Below are 18900 nucleotides of genomic sequence, written 5' to 3' on the forward strand. Positions count from 1 at the left end.
GCTGTCGATCAGGGTCGGCTGGCGAGAGCGTTGCGGATCTCGGTGAGCAGCTCGACCTCGGTCGGACCCTTCTCGTCGACGGGGAAGAACTTCTCCTTGGCCTTCGTGTAGGGCAGGACGATCAGGAAGTACACGACGGCGCCCATGATGACGAACGAGATCACCGCGTTCATGAAGGCTCCGAAGGTGTTCGGGTCATTGGCGAAGACCTCGCGCGCCGACTTGGGCAGCTGTTCGGTGAGCCACGCGACGAAAGTGGTGACCACCGTTGCGAACGCCGCCGCCATGATGAAGGCCACGGCGACCTCGATGAGGTTCGCGCGGAGCAGGAAGTTCTTGAACCCGGACATGTGGTTTCTCCTCTTTTCCGAGACGCGCCCCTACCGGCGGGGAGGGAGCGCCGACGAACCTAGTGTCCCCGACTTGAGATCCGCACCTGTTTCGCGCCCGGGGAACTAGCGGCTCGTCCACGCGTAGGTCAGGAACGACGTGACCGCGGCGCCGGTCACGTCGGCCACGGTGGCGACCGGGATCCCGACCACGACCAGCCGGCCCGGGATCGCGTCCGGTGCCTCCTGGTCCGGTGCTGGTACGGCGAGCACGAGCACCCCGCTGGCGACCGTCGTCGTGGTCCGCGACTCGGGGTCGGTGGCCAGCAGGTCGATCTCGTCCCCGACCTCGAGCAGGCCGACCTGCGCGGCATCCGAGACCCGCACCGGCAGGGCGATGGTCCCCGGTGCGCTGTCGACCAGGTCGGGCCCGACCAGCCGGACATCGGTCACCGGCTCCCCGGCGCGCAGCGGCGCCGCCAGGATGGCGCCGGCGGCGTCCTCCGCGTCGGTCAGCACACCGTCCGGTGTGCGGTCGGGCTCCACCTCGACGGTGTGCAGGTCGTCGCCGTCGAGCACCGCGCCGGCCGGCAGGTCACGGACGGCGACCAGGACCTGCTCGGTCGGCGCCGCCGGCGGCGCGGTGGCCCGGAGCCCGGCCGCGACCGCTCCGACCGTGCAGAGCACGGCGAGCAGCCGGCGTCGCCGCAGCACCGCGCGGCGTACCGCCGTCAGTCGGTCGCGGACGCGCGCAGGAAGATCCCGAGTGGCCATGGGCCGACGCTAGGAGCCGGCCGGCCGCGGCGCGCCCCCTGCGGGGGTTGTCCACAAGGGACCGGTCAGGCGGGAGTGGCGGCGGGGGTGCTGCTCGACGAGGACGACGAGTCGGAGGAGGTGCTGGTGGCGGCGGCCGGCGCGGGCGCCGACTTCTCCTTCGACTTGTCCCCGGACTTCTCGCCCGGCGACTCGCTGGTGCTCTTGCCGCGGCTGTCGGTGCGGTAGAAGCCCGAGCCCTTGAACACCACGCCGACGGCGTTGAACAGCTTGCGCAGCTTGCCGGAGCACTCCGGGCAGACGGTCAGCGCATCGTCGGAGAAGCTCTGGAACTGCTCGAAGGCGTGCCCGCAGTCGGTGCAGGCGTACTGGTAGGTCGGCATCGGGTCTCCCCAGGATGAGCTCTGTGACTTAGCACTCTCGTATTACGACTGCCAATGCTACTGGAGGATCGGCGTACCCGGCACAATGTCGACCACCATGACCGCTGTGACCCGCCGCCTGCGCAACTGGCCGGCCTCACTGCGCTGGACCATGTACGTCGCGATCGGTCTCGCTCTGCTCCTGGTGCTGGTGCTGCTGGTCGGCGTGATCGTGGTCCGGCGGTCGTGGCCCGAGACGTCCGGGGAGCTCGAGATCGCCGGCCTCGAGGGCGAGGCCGAGGTGCTGCGAGACGAGCACGGCATCCCGCAGATCTACGCCGACTCCCTGCACGACCTGATGCTGGCCCAGGGCTTCGTGCACGCCCAGGAGCGGTTCTTCGAGATGGACGTCCGCCGCCACGCGACCGCGGGCCGGCTCGCCGAGCTCTTCGGCGAGGACGCCCTCGAGACCGACCGCGTCGTACGGACCCTCGGCTGGCGGCAGGTCGCCGAGCAGGAGCTCACTCTGCTCAAGCCGTCGACCCGCGCCCTCCTCGACGCCTACGCCGAGGGCGTCAACGCCTACCTCGACGACCGCGGCCTGGCGGAAATCTCGCTGGAGTACGCCGTCCTCGACCTCTCGGGCTTCGACTACTCGCCCGAGGCCTGGACCGCCGTCGACTCGATCGCCTGGCTCAAGGCGATGGCCTGGGACCTCAAGGGCAACCTCGAGGAGGAGATCGGCCGGGCGCGGTCGATCGGTGCCGTCGGCACCGAGCGGGCCGCCCAGCTGTTCCCGCCCTACCCCTACGACGACCACCCGCCGATCGTGGAGCAGGGAGCCGTCGTCGACGGGGTCTTCGAGCAGGACGCCACCGCGCCCGGCACCCGGCTGCCGCAGCGGCCCCCGCTCGGGCCGCGGGTCCAGGAGGCGCTGGCCGGCATCGAGCGCGTGGTCGGCGAGGTGCCGGCGCTGCTCGGCGCGGGGGACGGCATCGGCAGCAACGGCTGGGTCGTCGGCGGCGAGCACACCGACACCGGCGCGCCGATCCTGGCCAACGACCCGCACCTCGGGATCTCGCTGCCCGGCGTCTGGATGCAGGTCGGGCTGCACTGTCGTGAGGTCAGCGACGCCTGTCCGCTCGACGTCGGAGGCTTCAGCTTCTCCGGCGTGCCCGGGGTGATCATCGGCCACAACGCCGACATCGCCTGGGGATTCACCAACCTCGCCCCCGACACCACCGACCTCTACGTCGAGCGGGTGCGTGACGACCGTTGGCAGCACGACGGCCGGAGCCGGCCGCTGGAGGTGCGCGAGGAGACGATCGAGGTCCGGGACGGCGACGACGTCACGATCCAGGTGCGGTCCACCGCGCACGGACCGCTGCTGTCCGACCTGAGCGGCGAGCTCGGCGACCTGGTCGACGAGGCCGGCGACAGCGGCGTCGTACCCGACGTCGCCGAGCGGTGGGACGACGCCGTCTCGCTCGCCTGGACCGCGCTCGATCCGCAGCCGACGGCCGACGCGCTCGCTGCGCTCAACCTCGCCACCGACTGGCGCTCGTTCCGGGCCGCGCTGGCCGACTTCGCCGTACCTGGTCAGAACGTCGTCTACGCCGACACCGAGGGTCACATCGGCTACCAGGCGACCGGGCGGGTGCCTATCCGCAAGTCCGGCAACGACGGGCTGCTGCCCGCGGCCGGGTGGCGGGCGGAGAACGACTGGACCGGTGAGTACGTGCCCTACGACGCGCTCCCCAACGTGCTCGACCCCGAATCCGGTCTCGTGGTGACCGCCAACCAGGCCGTGGTCGACCCTGCCAGCACCGTCAGCGGCTACCCGTACTACCTCACCGACGACTGGGACCGGGGCTACCGCTCGGCGCGGATCCGCGAGCTGCTCGAGGACGACGAGTCGCTCGACGTCGACGACATGTCGTCGGTGCAGCTCGACGACCGGAACCCGATGGCGCCGAAGCTGACGCCGTACCTGCTCGAGATCGAGCTCCCGGTCGACTACTACTCGGACGGGCAGCGAAAGCTCGCGGACTGGGACTTCCAGCAGGACGCCGACAGCGCCGCGGCCGCGTACTACAACGTGGTGTGGCGCGAGCTGCTCGCCCGCACCTTCCACGACGAGCTGACCGGCACCCTCCGTCCCGACGGCGGGGACCGGTGGTTCGCGGTGGTCACGGACCTGCTCACCCGCCCCGGCGACCGGTGGTGGGACGACCAGGCGACCGACGACGTCGTCGAGACCCGCGACGACATCCTCGAAGCGTCGCTCCGCGCGGCCCGCGACGTCCTCACCTCGCGCCAGTCGCCGAACGCCGACGAGTGGAGCTGGGGTGCGCTGCACCGCCTGGAGCTGCGTTCCTCGACGCTCGGGGAGTCCGGGATCGGGCTCATCGAGGACCTCTTCAACCGCGGCGAGTGGGAGGTCGGCGGCGGGGGAGCGATCCCCGACGCGACCGGGTGGGACGCCCGGGAGGGCTACGACGTGGCGACCGCTCCGTCGATGCGGATGGTGATCCCGCTCGACGACCTCGACGCCGCGCGGTGGGTCAACCTGACCGGGGTGTCGGGGCATGCGTTCCATGCGCACTACGTCGACCAGACCGACCTGTGGGCGGAGGGGGAGACCCTGCCCTGGGTGTTCTCCACCGATGCGGTCGAGGATGCCGCGGAGGACACACTCACCCTCGTTCCCACCGACTGAACGCCGACCCGGCTCATCTGAACGCCGACCCGGCTCGTTTGAACGAGCCGGGTCGGCGTTCAGATGAGCCGGGTCGGCTAGAAGCGGAGGATGCCATGGGGGGTGACGGCGGCGGTGACCGGCTGGTCGTGCGGCTCGGTGGGTACGGCGACGCCGGTCTCGTCGGCGTAGAGCAGGACGCAGGTGAAGGTGCCGAGCGGGACCCGGGCGAGGGCGCGGTCGTAGGAGCCGCCGCCGCGGCCGAGCCGCTGGCCGGTGGGGGAGACCGCCAGCCCGGGCACCAGGACGACGTCGGCGGTGGCGACGGCGTCCGCGCCGAGCCGGGCGCTCATCGGCTCGAGCAGGCCGCGGCCGGCGGGGGCGAGCGACGTCTCGCCGTGGTAGACCGCCCAGTCCAGGTCGTTGCCGGGCAGCAGCACCGGGAGGATCACCCGCTTGCCCGCGGACGTGAGCCGGTCGAGCAGCGCCGTGGTGCCCGGCTCGGTGCCCACCGAGACGTAGCACGCGACGGTGGCGGCGCGGCGTACCTCCGGCGCAACCAGCAGGTGGTCGGCGATCGCGCGGGCGTCCTGGCCGACCTCGGCCAGCGGCCGGCGCCTCCGTGCGGTCAGCAATTGGTCGCGCAGCGCGAGCTTGGCGACCCCGGTGTCACCGACCGGTTCGGGAAGGGATTGCGGACTCGGCACGGGGCCAGCCTACGATCGGGGTATGGGTAGCGCCGGTTTGGAGATAGCACGGGCAAAGATGGTCGACGCGGGCGTCGATCCGGTGGCGATCGAGACGTTCGCGCACTACTACCGGCTGCTGGAGCACGGCGAGACCGGACTGATCGCGGAGTCGAGCATCGAGCCGGTCGACATCGAGCGGCTCGCGGACGCCGACGTGCCCGCCGACGTCGCGGCCGACGCCCTCCGGCAGACCGCGATCATCAAGCTCAACGGCGGTCTCGGCACCTCGATGGGCATGGACCGCGCGAAGTCGCTGCTCTGCGTGCGCCGCGGTCTGTCCTTCCTCGACATCATCGCCCGGCAGGTGCTGCACCTGCGCGAGAAGTACGACGCTCCGCTGCCCCTGCTCTTCATGAACAGCTTCCGGACCCACGAGGACACCCTCGAGGCGCTGGCGCGCTACGAGAACCTCGCGGTCGACGGGCTGCCGCTGGACTTCCTGCAGAACAAGGAACCGAAGCTCCTCGCCAAGGGCCTGATCCCGGCGAGCTACCCGAAGGACCCCGACCTCGAGTGGTGTCCGCCCGGTCACGGCGACGTCTACACCGCACTCCGCGGCAGTGGCCTGCTCGACCGGCTGATCGAGCGGGGCTTCCGCTACGTCTTCATCTCCAACTCCGACAACCTCGGTGCCGTGCCGGCCCCGGAGGTCGCGGGCTGGTTCGCCGAGAGCGGTGCGCCGTTCGCGATCGAGGCGGTCCGCCGTACTCCCTCGGACAAGAAGGGCGGCCACTTCGCCCGGCGCAAGGCCGACGGCCGGCTGGTCCTGCGTGAGACCGCGCAGACCGCGAAGGAGGACCTGGCGGCGCTCGCCGACCTCGAGCGGCACCGGTTCACCTCGACCAACAACCTGTGGATCGACCTCCGCGCGCTCCGCGACACCCTCGACCAGCGCGACGGCGTGCTCGGCCTGCCGCTGATCAAGAACACCAAGAGCCTCGACCCCGGCGATCCGACCACCCCCGAGGTGATCCAGATCGAGACCGCGATGGGCGCGGCGATCGAGGTCTTCGAGGGAGCGACGCTGATCGAGGTCGGGCGCGACCGGTTCGTGCCGGTCAAGACGACCAACGACCTCCTGGTGCTGCGCTCCGACGTCTACACGATCGGGGCGGACTTCGTGCTCGACCTGGTCGCCGCCGACGTGCCGTATGTGGACCTCGACCCCGCCCACTACAAGCTGGTCGGCGAGTTCGACAAGCGATTCCCCGAGGGCGCGCCGTCGATGGCCAAGGCGTCGTCGCTGAAGATCGAGGGCGACTGGACCTTCGGCCACGGCGTCGAGATCGTCGGGGAGGTCGAGCTCGACGCCGACACGGCCCAGCGGGTGCCCGCCGGGGAGGTCATCACCGGCACCGATGGCTGATCCCGGGGTCTCCGTCGAGAGGCACCTCGAACGGGTCCTCGGCCTGGTGGCGCCACTGGCTCCGGTGACGGTGCCGATCGGCGACGCCGGGGGTCTCGTCTGTCCAGCGGACGTCCCGGCCCCGATCAGCCTGCCGCGATTCGACCATGCCGCGATGGACGGGTACGCCGTCCGGGCCGCCGACGTCGCGGACGCCGCGCCCGCCACCCCCGTGGTGCTGCCGGTCGCCGGCGTGGTCGCCGCCGGCGACGCCGCGCAGCCGACCCTCGTGCCCGGCACCGCCTGGCGGATCATGACCGGCGCCCCGGTGCCGGAGGGCGCCGACGCCGTCGTGCCCTTCGAGTGGACCGACCGGGGCCGGGAGACCGTGCGGATCGACGCGGCCGTGCCGGCTGCCCGACACGTCCGGTTGGCCGGCGAGGACGTGGGCGAGGGGAGGGTCGCAGTTGCTGGCGGCACCAAGCTGGCGCCGCGACACCTCGCGCTGCTCGCCGCCGTCGGCACCGCGACGGTCGCGGTGCACCCGCCGCCGCGGGTCGCAGTGGTCGTGACCGGCCAGGAGCTCGCCGTGCCCGACGCGGAGCTGGCGGACCTGCCCGCCCATGTGCCCGACAGCAACAGCGTCGCGCTCGCCGCCGCCGCCCGCGCCGCCGGAGCGCGGGTCGTGTCGTTCGGGCCCGTCCCGGACGATCCACAGCTCCTCCTCGACCAGCTGGCGGAGGCGGCCGAGGTCGCCGACCTCGTCGTCACCACCGGAGGGGTCTCGGCCGGCGACCACGACGTGGTGAAGGCGGCACTGCGCGATCGGGAGGGCTTCTGGTTCGGCTCGGTCGCGGTGAAGCCTGGACGGCCGCAAGGCGCCGGTGCGGTCACCGCGACCGGAGGGCGCCAGGTGCCGGTCGTCTCGCTGCCGGGCACACCCGTGGCGGCGTACTCCTCGTTCCGGCTGTTCGCCGAGCCGGCGATCCGGGCCCTGGCCGGCCAGTCCCCGCGGGCGGTCGGGCGCGCGCTCCTGGAGGCTCCGGTCGAGGTCGCCGCCGACCGGACGCTGGTGCTGCCGGCGGCGTACGTCGCTCCCGGACGGGTCGCCCAGCTGGCCGGCCACGTCGGCCACTCCCAGCGGTTGCTGGCGGCCGCCGACGTGCTCCTCGTCGTGCCGCCGGGCGGAGCCCCGCTGCCCGCGGGCGCCGAGGTCGTGATCCTTCCCCTCTGAGGGTGGATCATGGACCCCATGAGTGACCCGTCCCGACTGACCCACGTCGACGAGACCGGCGCCGCCCGGATGGTCGACGTCTCGGGAAAGGCGGTGACCGTGCGGACCGCGACCGCGTCCGGCCGGGTGCTGGTGGCACCCGAGGTGGTCGCGCTGCTCCGCGGCGAGGGGGTGCCGAAGGGAGACGCGCTCGCGGTCGCCAGGGTGGCCGGGATCATGGGCGCCAAGCGCACGCCGGACCTGGTCCCGCTGTGTCACCCGCTTGCGATCTCCGGCGTCACCGTCGACCTCACCGTGGCTGACGACGCGGTGGAGATCGTCGCGACGGTGAGGACCAGTGACCGCACCGGTGTCGAGATGGAGGCGCTCACCGCGGTCTCGGTCGCGGCGCTGACCGTCGTGGACATGGTGAAGGCGGTCGACAAGGGCGCGGTGATCAGTGACGTCCGGGTCGAGTCAAAGACCGGTGGGAAGTCGGGGGACTGGTCGCGATGATCACCCCGAAGACGACCGATGCGGAGGGGCTCCCGGCGGTGGTGGTCGTCGCGTCCAACCGCGCCGCGGCCGGTGTCTACGAGGACACGACCGGGCCGCTGATCGTCGACGCCCTCCGTGCGCTCGGCTTCGCCGTCGACGACCCGGTGGTCCGTCCCGACGGCGACCCGGTCGGGGCGGCGATCGAGCTCGCCGTGCGTGGCGGTGCGCGGGTCGTGCTCACCACCGGCGGCACCGGGCTCACGCCGACCGACCGGACCCCCGACGTCACCCGACCGTTGCTCGACCGCGAGGTGCCCGGTCTCGCGGAGGCGATCCGCGTCGCCGGCGTGGCGAAGGGCGTACCGACGGCTGCTCTCTCGCGCGGCCTGGCCGGCGTGGCGGGGAGCTGCCTGGTGGTCAACCTGCCGGGCTCGCGCGGCGGGGTGAAGGACGCGCTCGAGGTGCTCGGACCGGTGCTCCAGCACGCCGTCGAGCAGATCGTGGGGAGCGATCATTGAGTCGAGACGAGCGGATCCGCCGGTTGGGGCGGGAGCGGATGATCACCTCGGTCCCGGGCCGCGCCTGGCCCAACCAGCTGATGTCCGGCACCGACCCGGTCGTCACGCTGCGGCCGGTCCGGCGCTCGGACGCGGGCGCCTGGCGCGCTGCCCGCCGCCGCAACGCGACCTGGCTGTCCCCGTGGGACGCCACCGTCCCGCCGGGCGGTGACGCCCGGCCGACCACCTTCTCCGCCCTCGTCCGCCGGCTCACCAAGGCCGCGCGACGCGGGACGACGTACCCCTTCGTCATCGAGGTCGACGGCAGGTTCGCCGGCCAGGTCAGCATCAACAACATCGTGCGGGGGTCGGCGCAGTTCGGCTCGGTGGGCTACTGGATCGACCACGAGTTCGCCGGTCGGGGCGTGACACCGCGGGCCGTCGCGATGGCGATCGACCACTGCTTCTTCACCGCGAAGCTGCACCGGCTCGAGATCTGCATCCGGCCCGAGAACACGAACTCGCTCCGCGTGGTCGAGAAGCTCGGCATCCGCGAGATCGGCTATGCCCCGCGCTTCCTGCACATCGACGGGGCCTGGCGCGACCACCGGATCTTCGCGATCACCAAGGAGGAGGTCCCGCGCGGCCTCCTCGCCCGGCTCGACGAGTCGGGTGGAGACGCGTCGGCCAGCGGGTGACCGCAAATCACACCAGTCACATCCGTCAATCTGTGACACACCGATAGACATACGTCCCGAACTGCATCACCCGGCCTAGCCTCTCGGGTGTGGACCTGAGCGCGTTGATCTTCGTCGCCCTGGCGGTTGCCTGGGCCGTCTACCTCATCCCCAAGGCGCTCAAGCACCACGAGATCGACCGCGTCAGCCGGTCTGTCGAGAGCTTCTCCGACCGGGTGCGGGTGCTCGCGCGACGCGAACCGGTCTCGGCCGGGCAGGCGGCGCTCGTGGTCAGCTCCTCCGGTACGACGGTGGCCGTTGCTGTCGATCCCGTCGCCGAGCCGTCGGTCGGCGAGAGGGACGAGATCGCAGCACCTGCTCCGACGACAGCGCCGCAGGTCCGCGCGCACAAGGCGGCTGCAGCCCGCGCCGCCCAGCGCCGGCGGCGGGTGCTCGGCACCACCCTGCTCGCCAACCTGGGCGTCGTCGGGCTGGCAGCAGCCGGCGTGATCGGTTGGGCCTGGGAGGCGATCCCGGCGACGCTCCTCGTCGCCTGGCTCGTCGCCTGCCGGCTGATGGTCCGCAAGGAACGGGCCGTCCGGGTCGCCGGCACGACACCGGTCCGCAAGCGCCGTACCACGCTTGCGGACCAGGTGATCGCCGACGAGGACGCGTCCGACGACACCGGCGAGATCGCCGTGGTCGCGGACGCGCCTGCCGTTCCCGGCGGCTGGGACCCGGTGCCCGTCACGCTGCCGACGTACGTCGACAAGGCCACTGCCGGCCGCACCGTCCGCACCATCGATCTCGACTCGACCGGGGTGTGGAGCTCGGGCCGCAACGCCGTCGACTCCGCTCTCGCTCGCGAGGCGGACCAGCAGAAGGCAGAGCAGGCAGAGCAGTCAGGGCCGGAGGAGCGCCGCGTCTCCGGCGCCTGAGCAAGCCCGTCCTCCGGGGCCACCTGGATTCGGAACGGCCGGAGCGCTGGTGCTACCGTTTCCCCTCGCTTGGGGCTGTGGCGCAGTTGGTAGCGCGTCTCGTTCGCAATGAGAAGGTCAGGGGTTCGAATCCCCTCAGCTCCACCAAAACTCTCTGTAAACCCGCTGGTCAGAGAGCCCTGCCCGGATCCTGAGATCCGGGAGCAGGCAGCAAAGCTCAGCAGAAGGTCAGCACAAGCCGGGTGACCGGCAGCCGGTCTCGGCGTGCCTGGGCCGGTCTTGGGGTCCTGCGGCGGGCTCGAGCACCTGTGGTGCGGTCGCGATCCGGTCCTGACGAGGCGTGCTTCACGGCCAGTCCACGCTGAAGTACTGCGTCTCCTGGTACTCGCGAATACCGTCGCGCGCGCCTTCGCGTCCGATTCCGCTTTGCTTGAAGCCTCCGAACGGTGCGGCGGGGTCGGAGACGACACCCCGGTTGACGCCGACCATGCCGGCCTCCAGCGACTCGGCGATGCGCAGCGCGTCCTGGAGCCGGCCGGCGTAGACGTACGCCGCCAGGCCGAACTCGCTGTCGTTGGCCCGGGCGACCATCTCCGACTCATCGGTCCATTCGATGACGGTGACGACCGGGCCGAAGATCTCCTCGCGAGCGATCCGCATGCCCGGCTGGACGTCGGTGAGCAGCGTCGCCGGGTAGCGCCAGCCGGTCTCGGAGGTCCGCCCGCGGTGCCGCACCACAGCCCCGGCCGACACCGCCTCGTCGACCAGTGCCGTGACACCGGCGACCGCCTCGGCGCTGATCAGCGGTGCGACCTCCAGAGCTTCGACCTCGTCGCCGAGGGCGGCGACGAACTCGTCGAGACAGTCGGCATGCACGAAGAACCGGTTGGCGGCAGTGCAGGCCTGCCCGCCGTTACGGAACTTGGCGATCATCGCGCCGGCGACGGCAGCCTCGATGTCGGCGTCGGCCGTGACCACGAACGGCGCGTTCCCACCGAGCTCCATGCTGCTGTTGAGCACCCGCTCGGCAGCCTGCTTGAGCAGGGTGCGGCCGACGCCGGTGGAACCGGTGAAGGAGACCTTGCGCACCCGCGGGTCCTCGAGCCAGGTGGTGACGACTTCAGCCGGAGCCGTCGTCGACACGACATTGACCACACCCTCGGGCACGCCGGCCTCGACCAGGAGCTCCGCGATGGCAAGCGCGGTCAGCGGCGTCTCGGCCGCGGGCTTGAGGACCACGGTGCACCCGGCGGCGAGAGCCGGGGCGATCTTTCGCGTCGCCATGGCGGCCGGGAAGTTCCACGGCGTGATCAGTGCGGCCACGCCGACCGGCCGGTGGGTCACGATCGTGCGGGTGCCACCCGCCGGGGAGACGCCGTACGCACCCTCGGTGCGCACCGCTTCCTCGGAGAACCAACGGAAGAACTCCGCGGCGTACGCGACTTCGGCGCGAGCGTCCGCCTCGACCTTGCCGTTCTCGGCCGTGATCAGCGCTGTCAGCCGGTCGCTGTCGTCGACGATCAGCTCGTACGCGCGGCGGAGGATCTCGGCCCGCACGCGCGGCGCCGTCGCAGCCCACGACGGGAAGGCGGCAGCCGCGGCGTCGACCGCAGCGGTGGCGTCGGCCGCGGTGCCGTCGGGGACGACGGCGATGACCTGCGTCGTGGCCGGATCGCGCACCTCGAACGTGCTGGCGTCGTCGAGCGGCCCGCCGGCGACAGCGGGCTCGGTGAAGGCAGTCATCAGCTCTTCCGGAAGATGTCTTCGAGGATGGTGAGCGCCTCGGCCAGCAGATGGTCGGGCATGGCCAGGGGCGGGAGGAACCGCAAGACGTTGCCGTAGGTGCCGCAGGTGAGGACGACGACGCCCTCAGCGTGGGCGGCCGAGGCGACGGCCTTGGTCAGGTCGGGGTCGGGCTCGGTGGTGCCGGCCTTCACCAGTTCGACGGCGACCATGGCTCCACGACCGCGGACGTCGCCGATCCGGTCGTCGCCGAATGCCTGCAACCGCTCGACCAGGGTCTTGCCGATGTGGCGGGCCCGGTCTACCAGGTGCTCAGTCTCGATCGTCTCGATCACGGCGAGTGCGGCCGCGCAGGCGAGCGGATTTCCCCCGTAGGTGCCACCGAGGCCGCCGACGTGGGGGGCGTCCATCAGCTCCGCACGTCCGGTCACCGCGGCGAGCGGCAGCCCGCCGGCGATGCCCTTCGCGGTGACGATCAGGTCGGGTACGACGCCCTCATGGTCGCAGGCGAACAGGTCGCCGGTGCGGGCGAATCCGGTCTGCACCTCGTCGGCGACGAAGACCACGCCGTTGTCTTTGCACCACTGGACCAGTGCGGGGAGGAACCCGTCGGCGGGGACGATGAACCCGCCCTCCCCTTGGATCGGCTCGATCACCACCGCGGCGAGGTTGGCGGCCCCGACCTGCTTCTCGATGACATCGATCGCGCGGGCAGCCGCCTCCTCGCCGGCAAGACCGCCGTCGCGGAACGGGTAGGAGAGCGGTGCCCGGTACACCTCGGCCGCGAACGGTCCGAAGCCGTGCTTGTAGGGCATGTTCTTGGCGGTCATCGCCATCGTGAGGTTGGTGCGGCCGTGGTACGCGTGGTCGAACACCACCACGCCCTGGCGCTTGGTGGCGACACGGGCGATCTTGACCGCGTTCTCGACGGCTTCGGCGCCGGAGTTGAACAGCGCAGTGCGCTTCTCGTGCGAGCCCGGCGTGAGCCGGTTCAGCGCCTCCGCGACGCGGACGTAGCCGTCGTACGGCGTGACCATGAAGCAGGTGTGGGTGAAGGCCCGTACCTGCGCGGAGACGGCGTCGACGACGCGCGGAGCGCTGTTGCCGACCGATGTCACAGCGATGCCCGAGCCGAGATCGATGAGCGAATTGCCGTCGACGTCCACGACGACCCCGCCGCCCGCCCGCTCGGCGAACACCGGCATCGTCGTGCCGACGCCGGACGCGACGGCTGAGTTCTTGCGCCGCATGAGCTCGATCGACCGGGGGCCGGGCAACTGGGTGACGAGCCGGCGTTGCTGGGCGATGGGGGTGCCGTCGGACATGCGGTTCCTCCTCGAAGGCTTGGTGCATTCGAGTCTGCCTCGTTCGTTCTATGCTGTCCAATACTTGTCTGTTCCAGATAAGATGCCTGCCAGGCATATCTGGCTTCCCGACGCGGAGGTGTGTGGAATGGAACTACGGCACCTCCGCTATTTCGTTGCGACGGCCGAGGAGGGCACTGTCAGCGCGGCGGCCGCCCGCCTGCACGTGACGCAGCCCGGTCTCTCCCGCCAGTTGCGCCAACTCGAGCAGGAGCTCGGCGTCGACCTGTTCGACCGGGCAAGCGGACGGCTCGCGATCGCTGGCACAGGCAGGGCACTTCTCCCACTGGCGCGTGACCTGCTGAACCGCGCGGAGGCGTTCAAAGTGGCCGCCACCTTCCATGCCCACGGCCGACTCGACCGCATCACGGTCGGCGCCCCAACGGTGACGCTGACCGACGTGGTGGCGCCGTTCATCGTGACCCTGACGACGGGCGATCCGATCGCCTCCGTGTTCGAGGTGGACGGCCGTGACCCGCTGGAGGCGCTGCGTCGAGGAGCCGACCTGGCGATCGGAAACATTCGGCCGCAAGCGCCATACCGCGCGCGGGAACTCGCGGTTCTGCCTGTTTGGGCATACGTCCCACCGGGGCATCCGTGGGCGACACGAGGGCGAGTCGCGCTCCATGAACTTCTTGCCGAAACCCTCATCTGCCTGCCCTCTGACTTCAGCGCGCGCCAGGCATTGGATGCAGCGGTCGCCACCGCAGGCGCGACCTATTCCGTGTTGCTCGAGGCAGCAAACGGCACGGTCGCGCAGGCGCTGACGGCCTCAGGACGCGGAGTCACCGTCGCCTCTGATGACCCGCGGTTCGGGCTGGTGCCACTCGAGATCGACATCGACCAACGACCGCTCAGTATCCGCCTCGTTGCCGTGTGGGATTCGCGTCATGCCGCGGCAGCCACCATCGACGAGTTCGCCGAGCGGCTGGGTGCCTTCGTGCGCGAGCGATACAACGTCGGGTGACTCGCCGTCCTAGTGGACGGTGCGGATCAGCTTCTTGTTCACGAATTCCTCGAGCCCGAAGTGACCGAGCTCGCGTCCGAAGCCGGAGGACTTGATACCCCCGAACGGGAGCTCCGGGCTGTCGAGCAAGACTCCGTTGACGAACACCATCCCGGCCTCGATGCGATCGGCCACCCGAGCCGCCTGTTCCGGGTCGGCGGCGAACACGTAGGAGCCGAGCCCGAACGGAGTGTCGTTGGCGAGCGCCACCGCCTCGTCCTCGGACGCGACCCGGAAGACGACGGCCACCGGTCCGAACAGCTCTTCGTGGTAGGCGTCGTTGGCGGACGTGACACCGGTCAGCACGCCGGGCGGGTACGACGCAGCAACCCGCGTGCCCGCCGTCACGAGTGTGGCACCCTGGAGCACCGCCCGGTCGACCTGCTCCTCGAGTCGCTCGGCCGCAGCCACCGATGACAGCGGCGCGACGTCGCTCGCGAGCACCGTGGCCGTGAACTTCTCGAGGAACGGCTCGTAGAGGTCGTCGACGACGATGAACCGCTTGGCGGCGTTGCAGGACTGGCCGGCGTTGTCCAGGCGGGCGCTCGCCGCCGCCTCGACGGCGGCGTCCAGGTCGTCGGTGCCGAGCAGCAGGAACGGGTCCGACCCGCCGAGCTCCAGCACGACCTTCTTCAGGTGGCGACCGGCCAGCTCGGCCACCGCGGAGCCGGCCCGCTCCGATCCGGTCAGCGAGACGCCGGCAACGCGCGGGTCGCCGATCATCGTGGCCACCTGCTCGTTGGTCGCGTAGACGTTGACGTAGGCACCCTCGGGGAAGCCGGCGTCGCGGAACAGCTGCTCCAACGCGGCAGCCGACTCCGGGCACTGCGGCGCGTGCTTGAGCAGGATGGTGTTGCCGACCGCCAGGTTCGGACCGGCGAACCTGGCCACCTGGTAGGAGGGAAAGTTCCACGGCATGATCCCGAGCAGCACGCCGAACGGGCCGCGGCGGATCAGTGCGGAGCCCTCGCCATCGAGGAGTGGCACCGGCTCGTCGACCAGCAGAGCCTCGGCCCGCTCGGCGTAGAAGCCGTAGATCGCAGCGGAGAAGTCGACCTCGCCGAGGGCGTCGTCGAGCTTCTTGCCCATCTCCCGCACGATGATGGCGGCGAGCTCCTCGCGACGCTCCTCGTGCAGGCGGCTCACCTCGCGCAGCAAGGCACTGCGTTCGGCGACCGTGGTGCTCGGCGTCCAGGAGCGGTACGCCGTGCTCGCGGCCGCGAGCGCGGCCTCGATGTCGGCGTCCGTCGCCGTCGGATACGTGCGGATGATCTCGCCAGTGGCCGGATCGGTGACGGCGTACTCCGTGGACGCCGTCACGAAAGCACCTTGGAGAGGAACGCCTTGGTGCGGACGTGCTGGGGATTGCCCAGTACGTCGGCCGGCTTCCCCGCCTCGACGATCACGCCGCCGTCCATGAACACCACTGTGTCGGCGACCTCGCGGGCGAAGCCGATCTCGTGGGTCACCACGATCATCGTCATCCCGTCACGAGCCAGGTCCTTCATGACGTCGAGGACCTCGCCCACGAGCTCGGGGTCGAGCGCGGAGGTGGGCTCGTCGAAGAGCATCAGCTTCGGCTTCATCGCCAGCGCGCGGGCGATCGCGACCCGCTGCTGCTGGCCGCCGGACAGCTCGGCGGGGTAGTTACCGGCGCGCTCGGCGAGGCCCACCCGGTCGAGAAGCTCCAGGCCCAGCTTCCGTGCGGCCGCCTTCGGCTCGCCACGGACCTGGACCGGCGCCTCCATGACGTTCTCCAGGGCGGTCATGTGGGGGAAGAGGTTGAAGCGCTGGAAGACCATGCCGATGTCGCGGCGCTGGGCAGCGACCTCGCGCTCGTGCATCTCGTAGAGCTTGTCGCCCTCCTCCCGGTAGCCGATCAGCTTGCCGTCGACCGACAGCCGGCCGCCGTCGACGCGCTCGAGGTGGTTGATGCAGCGCAGGAAGGTCGACTTGCCCGAGCCGGAGGGACCGAGGATGCAGAAGACCTCGCCGTTGGTCACCTCGAGGTCGATCCCCTTGAGCACCTCGACGTGGCCGAAGGACTTGTGGACGTTCTCGGCCTTGACCATCGTGGTCGTCATCGGTTGGCTCCTTCGGTGGTCGAGCGTCCCGGACGCAGGTTGGCCGACAGCCGCGCTGCCCAGCCCGGACCTGCCTTGGATCCCTGAGAGGTTCCGCGGGCGAAGCGGTGCTCGAGCCGCGACTGGACGACGGTGAGCACGCTGGTCAGCACGAGGTACCAGAAGGAGGCGACCAGGAGCATCTCGAAGGTCGTGAAGTTCTTGCTGCCGAAGAGCTGTGCCTCGGTGAACAGGTCCTGGGCGCCGATGACGGCGACCAGAGAGGTGGTCTTCAGCATCGTGATGACCTCGTTGCCCGTGGGCGGCACGATCACCCGCATCGCCTGGGGCAGCACGATCCGGCGCATCGTCTTGGCGCCGGTCAGACCGAGCGCGTGCGCCGCCTCGGTCTGCCCGTGGTCCACGGAGAGGATGCCGCCCCGGACGATCTCGGCCATGTACGCCGCCTCGTTCAGCGCCAGCGCGAGCAGCGCGGCCGTGAAGGCGCTGATGAGCTCGTTCGTGTCGGCGCTGACCGGCCCGAAGCCGAGGCGCGGGAAGATCAGGCCGAGGTTGAACCACAGCACGATCTGCACCAGCACCGGGGTCCCGCGGAATAGCCAGAGGTAGCCCCCGCTGACCATACGGAGCACCGGGTTGTGGGACAGCCGCATCACGGCCAGCACGACACCGAGCAGGACGCCCAGCACCATCGACATGACGGTGAGCTGGATCGTCACGATCCCGCCGCGAAGGATGTTCTCGTTGAAGAGGAACTCGCGGACGACCTCCCACTGGATGGCGGGGTTGGACGCGAACGACCAGACCAGCGCCGCCACCAGGGCGGCGACGATCGCGGCGGAGATCCACTGGCCGGTACGGCGTACGGGGATTGCCTTGATCGGGGCGGGACGCACCCGCTCGGGGGACTCTGCGGTCGCGGTCATGTCGCTTACTCCGTCGCTCCGTTGATGGTGACGGTGTCGACTGCGCCGCTCTCGAGCTCGTAGTTGGCGAGGATCTCGTGGTAGGTGCCGTCTGCGATCAGCTTCTCCAGCGCTGCCTTGAAGGCGTCGCGCAGCTGCGTGTCCTCCTTGGTGAACACGATGCCGACCGGGGTCGGGAGCAGTGCCTCGGAGTTGGCGACCTCGAACTGGTTGCCGCCGCCGATGTTCGCCGCGTTGAAGGCGCCGACGGCGTCCTGGGTGAACGACGCGACGTCGCGGCCGCTCTGCACCTGCGTCAGCGCGTCCTTGTCGCTTGGGAAGGGGTCGATCTCGATGGGGTCGTCGGCGCACTCGTCCTCGTTGAACTGGCCGAGCATCTTCTCCTGGGTGGAGGCCTTGAGGACGGCGACCGGCTGGCCGCACAGGTCACTGATCCCCTCGATGCCCTCGGGGTTGCCCTTCTTCACCACGATCGACTGGCCGGTGAGGAAGTAGTCGACGAAGTCGTAGACCTCCTCGCGGTCCTTGGTGTCGGTGATCGCGGCCATGACGAGGTCGAAGCGGCCACCGTCGAGCGCCGTGAGCAGGCCGTCGAAAGCGGTGTGGGTGAACTCGACCTCGATGCCGAGAACCTGGCCGAGCGCCGTCGCGAGGTCGGGGTCGAGCCCGACGATCGTCTCGTTGTCGTCGGTGAAGGACTCGAAGGGCGGGTAGAGCGCCTCGGTCCCGATCGTCACCTTTCCGGCGTCCTTGACGTCGGCGGGGAGGCTGTCGTGCAGCTTCTGGTCGACCTCCTGGGAGGCGACCGGCTCGCCGGCCGCGGGGTCGTCGGCGTCGTCACTGCTTCCGCAGGCGGTCAGCAGCGCGCCGGCGGCAACAACGGCCGCGACGGGCAGCCAGGCGAGCCGGCGGGTGCGGGGGTGGCGGGTCATCGGGGGCTCCTCGGTGATGGGTGTGGCCACGGTCGATGTGGCCTGCGTCACCCGAGAATGACGCCGAAGTTGCCTTATTGTCAACCCTTGTTTCCTAAAGGGCTCATGGTGTTTCATAGGGATGCGACGTGGCGCCCGTCACGTCTCTTGCGCAGGAACTCAGGATCGGAGTCCGAGGCCCATGACCGCTCAGGCCCAGTCGGCCGCGGACGGCGTCCGCATCGGCGAGCAGCTCAAGGCAGCCCGCATGGCGCGCCGCAAGACGCTGGCCGAAGTGGCCGACGCTGCTGGCCTCACCAAGGGGTTCCTGTCCAAGATCGAGCGTGACCAGGCCAGTGCTTCGGTCGCCTCGTTGATGCGGATCTGCGAGACGCTCGGCCTGTCGGTCGGTGAGCTGTTCGACGCCCCTGCAGGCAACGTCGTACGTCGTGCGGCGTACCCGCCGATCAACTTCGGGGGCATCGGGATGACCGAGTACCTCCTGACTCCGAGCGGGGAGCGGCGGCTGCAGGCGATCCTCAGCGAGATCGAGCCGGGCGGGGGCAGCGGCGACGAGCCCTACAGCCTGCCCGCCGACGTGGAGTTCGTCTTCGTGGTCTCCGGCCGACTCGCCGTGACCCTCCGCGAGGAGGAGGTCGTCCTGGAAGCCGGGGACACGCTCACCTTCGCCCCCCACGTGCCGCACACCTTCCGCAGCGCCTTCGAAGACGCGAACACCCAGGTCCTGTGGGTCTTCTCGCCGGCCCTTCCCGACCACAGCTGACC

At 70.6% G+C, this 18900-nt stretch carries 19 protein-coding genes and 1 tRNA gene; 10 read left to right on the forward strand and 10 right to left on the reverse strand.

Going from position 1 to position 18900, the window contains the following annotated elements; all coding sequences use genetic code 11:
* Window positions 1-8 precede the first annotated feature (8 nt).
* From SHK19_RS02680 to SHK19_RS02690, 3 genes are all read right to left on the reverse strand, one after another.
* Entirely contained in the window at window positions 9-350 is a 342-nt protein-coding gene (locus tag SHK19_RS02680; RefSeq protein WP_322937755.1) for an MscL family protein, read from the reverse strand.
* A gap of 105 nt (window positions 351-455) precedes the next feature.
* Window positions 456-1103, reverse strand: a complete 648-nt coding sequence (gene cpaB / locus SHK19_RS02685; RefSeq protein ID WP_322937756.1) for a Flp pilus assembly protein CpaB — start codon at window positions 1101-1103, stop codon at window positions 456-458.
* A 65-nt stretch (window positions 1104-1168) separates the two neighbouring features.
* The gene (locus SHK19_RS02690; RefSeq protein WP_322937757.1) at window positions 1169-1486 is read right to left on the reverse strand and encodes an FmdB family zinc ribbon protein; all 318 of its coding nucleotides are present in this window, start codon (window positions 1484-1486) and stop codon (window positions 1169-1171) included.
* 97 nt (window positions 1487-1583) lie between these two features.
* Between SHK19_RS02690 and SHK19_RS02695 the strand changes: the two genes are divergently transcribed.
* Window positions 1584-4184, forward strand: a complete 2601-nt coding sequence (locus SHK19_RS02695; protein WP_322937758.1) for a penicillin acylase family protein — start codon at window positions 1584-1586, stop codon at window positions 4182-4184.
* A gap of 77 nt (window positions 4185-4261) precedes the next feature.
* Here the strand turns inward: SHK19_RS02695 and SHK19_RS02700 are convergent, their stop codons facing one another.
* Window positions 4262-4870: a 5-formyltetrahydrofolate cyclo-ligase gene (locus SHK19_RS02700; protein ID WP_322937759.1), complete on the reverse strand. Its 609-nt coding sequence runs from the start codon at window positions 4868-4870 to the stop codon at window positions 4262-4264.
* 22 nt (window positions 4871-4892) lie between these two features.
* On the opposite strand from SHK19_RS02700, the gene SHK19_RS02705 reads away from it, so the two are divergent.
* The 7 genes from SHK19_RS02705 to SHK19_RS02735 all read left to right on the forward strand — a co-directional run bounded on the left by SHK19_RS02705 (window position 4893) and on the right by SHK19_RS02735 (window position 10227).
* A complete protein-coding gene (locus tag SHK19_RS02705) occupies window positions 4893-6278 on the forward strand; it encodes a UTP--glucose-1-phosphate uridylyltransferase (protein ID WP_322937760.1) in 1386 nt (461 codons plus the stop codon).
* Window positions 6271-7491: a molybdopterin molybdotransferase MoeA gene (locus SHK19_RS02710; RefSeq protein WP_322937761.1), complete on the forward strand. Its 1221-nt coding sequence runs from the start codon at window positions 6271-6273 to the stop codon at window positions 7489-7491. Before SHK19_RS02705 ends, SHK19_RS02710 begins: the two co-directional genes overlap by 8 nt.
* Before the next feature lie 18 nt (window positions 7492-7509).
* A complete protein-coding gene (moaC, locus tag SHK19_RS02715) occupies window positions 7510-7986 on the forward strand; it encodes a cyclic pyranopterin monophosphate synthase MoaC (protein ID WP_322937762.1) in 477 nt (158 codons plus the stop codon).
* A complete protein-coding gene (locus SHK19_RS02720; protein ID WP_322937763.1) occupies window positions 7983-8486 on the forward strand; it encodes a MogA/MoaB family molybdenum cofactor biosynthesis protein in 504 nt (167 codons plus the stop codon). The genes moaC and SHK19_RS02720 overlap by 4 nt, the downstream gene beginning before the upstream one ends.
* The gene (locus tag SHK19_RS02725) at window positions 8483-9163 is read left to right on the forward strand and encodes a GNAT family N-acetyltransferase (protein ID WP_322937764.1); all 681 of its coding nucleotides are present in this window, start codon (window positions 8483-8485) and stop codon (window positions 9161-9163) included. The genes SHK19_RS02720 and SHK19_RS02725 overlap by 4 nt, the downstream gene beginning before the upstream one ends.
* An 89-nt stretch (window positions 9164-9252) precedes the next feature.
* Window positions 9253-10080, forward strand: coding sequence for a divisome protein SepX/GlpR (gene sepX, locus SHK19_RS02730; protein ID WP_322937765.1), 828 nt, complete (start codon window positions 9253-9255; stop codon window positions 10078-10080).
* 71 nt (window positions 10081-10151) lie between these two features.
* A tRNA-Ala gene (locus SHK19_RS02735) sits at window positions 10152-10227 on the forward strand.
* A gap of 198 nt (window positions 10228-10425) precedes the next feature.
* On the opposite strand, the gene SHK19_RS02740 is transcribed toward SHK19_RS02735, so the two are convergent.
* A complete protein-coding gene (locus SHK19_RS02740) occupies window positions 10426-11823 on the reverse strand; it encodes an NAD-dependent succinate-semialdehyde dehydrogenase (protein ID WP_322458339.1) in 1398 nt (465 codons plus the stop codon).
* A complete protein-coding gene (gene gabT / locus SHK19_RS02745) occupies window positions 11823-13148 on the reverse strand; it encodes a 4-aminobutyrate--2-oxoglutarate transaminase (RefSeq protein WP_322458338.1) in 1326 nt (441 codons plus the stop codon). Before gabT ends, SHK19_RS02740 begins: the two co-directional genes overlap by 1 nt.
* A gap of 127 nt (window positions 13149-13275) precedes the next feature.
* Between gabT and SHK19_RS02750 the strand changes: the two genes are divergently transcribed.
* Window positions 13276-14154, forward strand: a complete 879-nt coding sequence (locus tag SHK19_RS02750) for a LysR family transcriptional regulator (protein WP_322937766.1) — start codon at window positions 13276-13278, stop codon at window positions 14152-14154.
* Window positions 14155-14163: 9 nt separating this feature from the next.
* Here SHK19_RS02750 and SHK19_RS02755 read toward each other — a convergent pair whose 3' ends face one another.
* The 4 genes from SHK19_RS02755 to SHK19_RS02770 are packed head-to-tail and all read right to left on the reverse strand — an operon-like array spanning window position 14164 to window position 18135.
* Window positions 14164-15513: an NAD-dependent succinate-semialdehyde dehydrogenase gene (locus tag SHK19_RS02755; protein ID WP_322937767.1), complete on the reverse strand. Its 1350-nt coding sequence runs from the start codon at window positions 15511-15513 to the stop codon at window positions 14164-14166.
* The gene (locus SHK19_RS02760; protein ID WP_322458335.1) at window positions 15510-16277 is read right to left on the reverse strand and encodes an amino acid ABC transporter ATP-binding protein; all 768 of its coding nucleotides are present in this window, start codon (window positions 16275-16277) and stop codon (window positions 15510-15512) included. The genes SHK19_RS02755 and SHK19_RS02760 overlap by 4 nt, the downstream gene beginning before the upstream one ends.
* Window positions 16274-17203 (reverse strand): amino acid ABC transporter permease, encoded by a 930-nt coding sequence (locus SHK19_RS02765; protein ID WP_322458334.1) that lies wholly within the window; start codon window positions 17201-17203, stop codon window positions 16274-16276. Before SHK19_RS02765 ends, SHK19_RS02760 begins: the two co-directional genes overlap by 4 nt.
* 5 nt (window positions 17204-17208) lie before the next feature.
* Window positions 17209-18135 carry an ABC transporter substrate-binding protein gene (locus SHK19_RS02770; protein ID WP_322458333.1) on the reverse strand — a complete coding sequence of 309 codons (927 nt, stop codon included), beginning with the start codon at window positions 18133-18135 and terminating at the stop codon, window positions 17209-17211.
* 181 nt (window positions 18136-18316) lie between these two features.
* On the opposite strand from SHK19_RS02770, the gene SHK19_RS02775 reads away from it, so the two are divergent.
* Window positions 18317-18898, forward strand: coding sequence for a helix-turn-helix domain-containing protein (locus SHK19_RS02775; RefSeq protein ID WP_322937768.1), 582 nt, complete (start codon window positions 18317-18319; stop codon window positions 18896-18898).
* Window positions 18899-18900 lie beyond the last annotated feature (2 nt).

This window comes from Nocardioides bizhenqiangii (assembly GCF_034661235.1).
Lineage (GTDB): Bacteria > Actinomycetota > Actinomycetes > Propionibacteriales > Nocardioidaceae > Nocardioides > Nocardioides bizhenqiangii.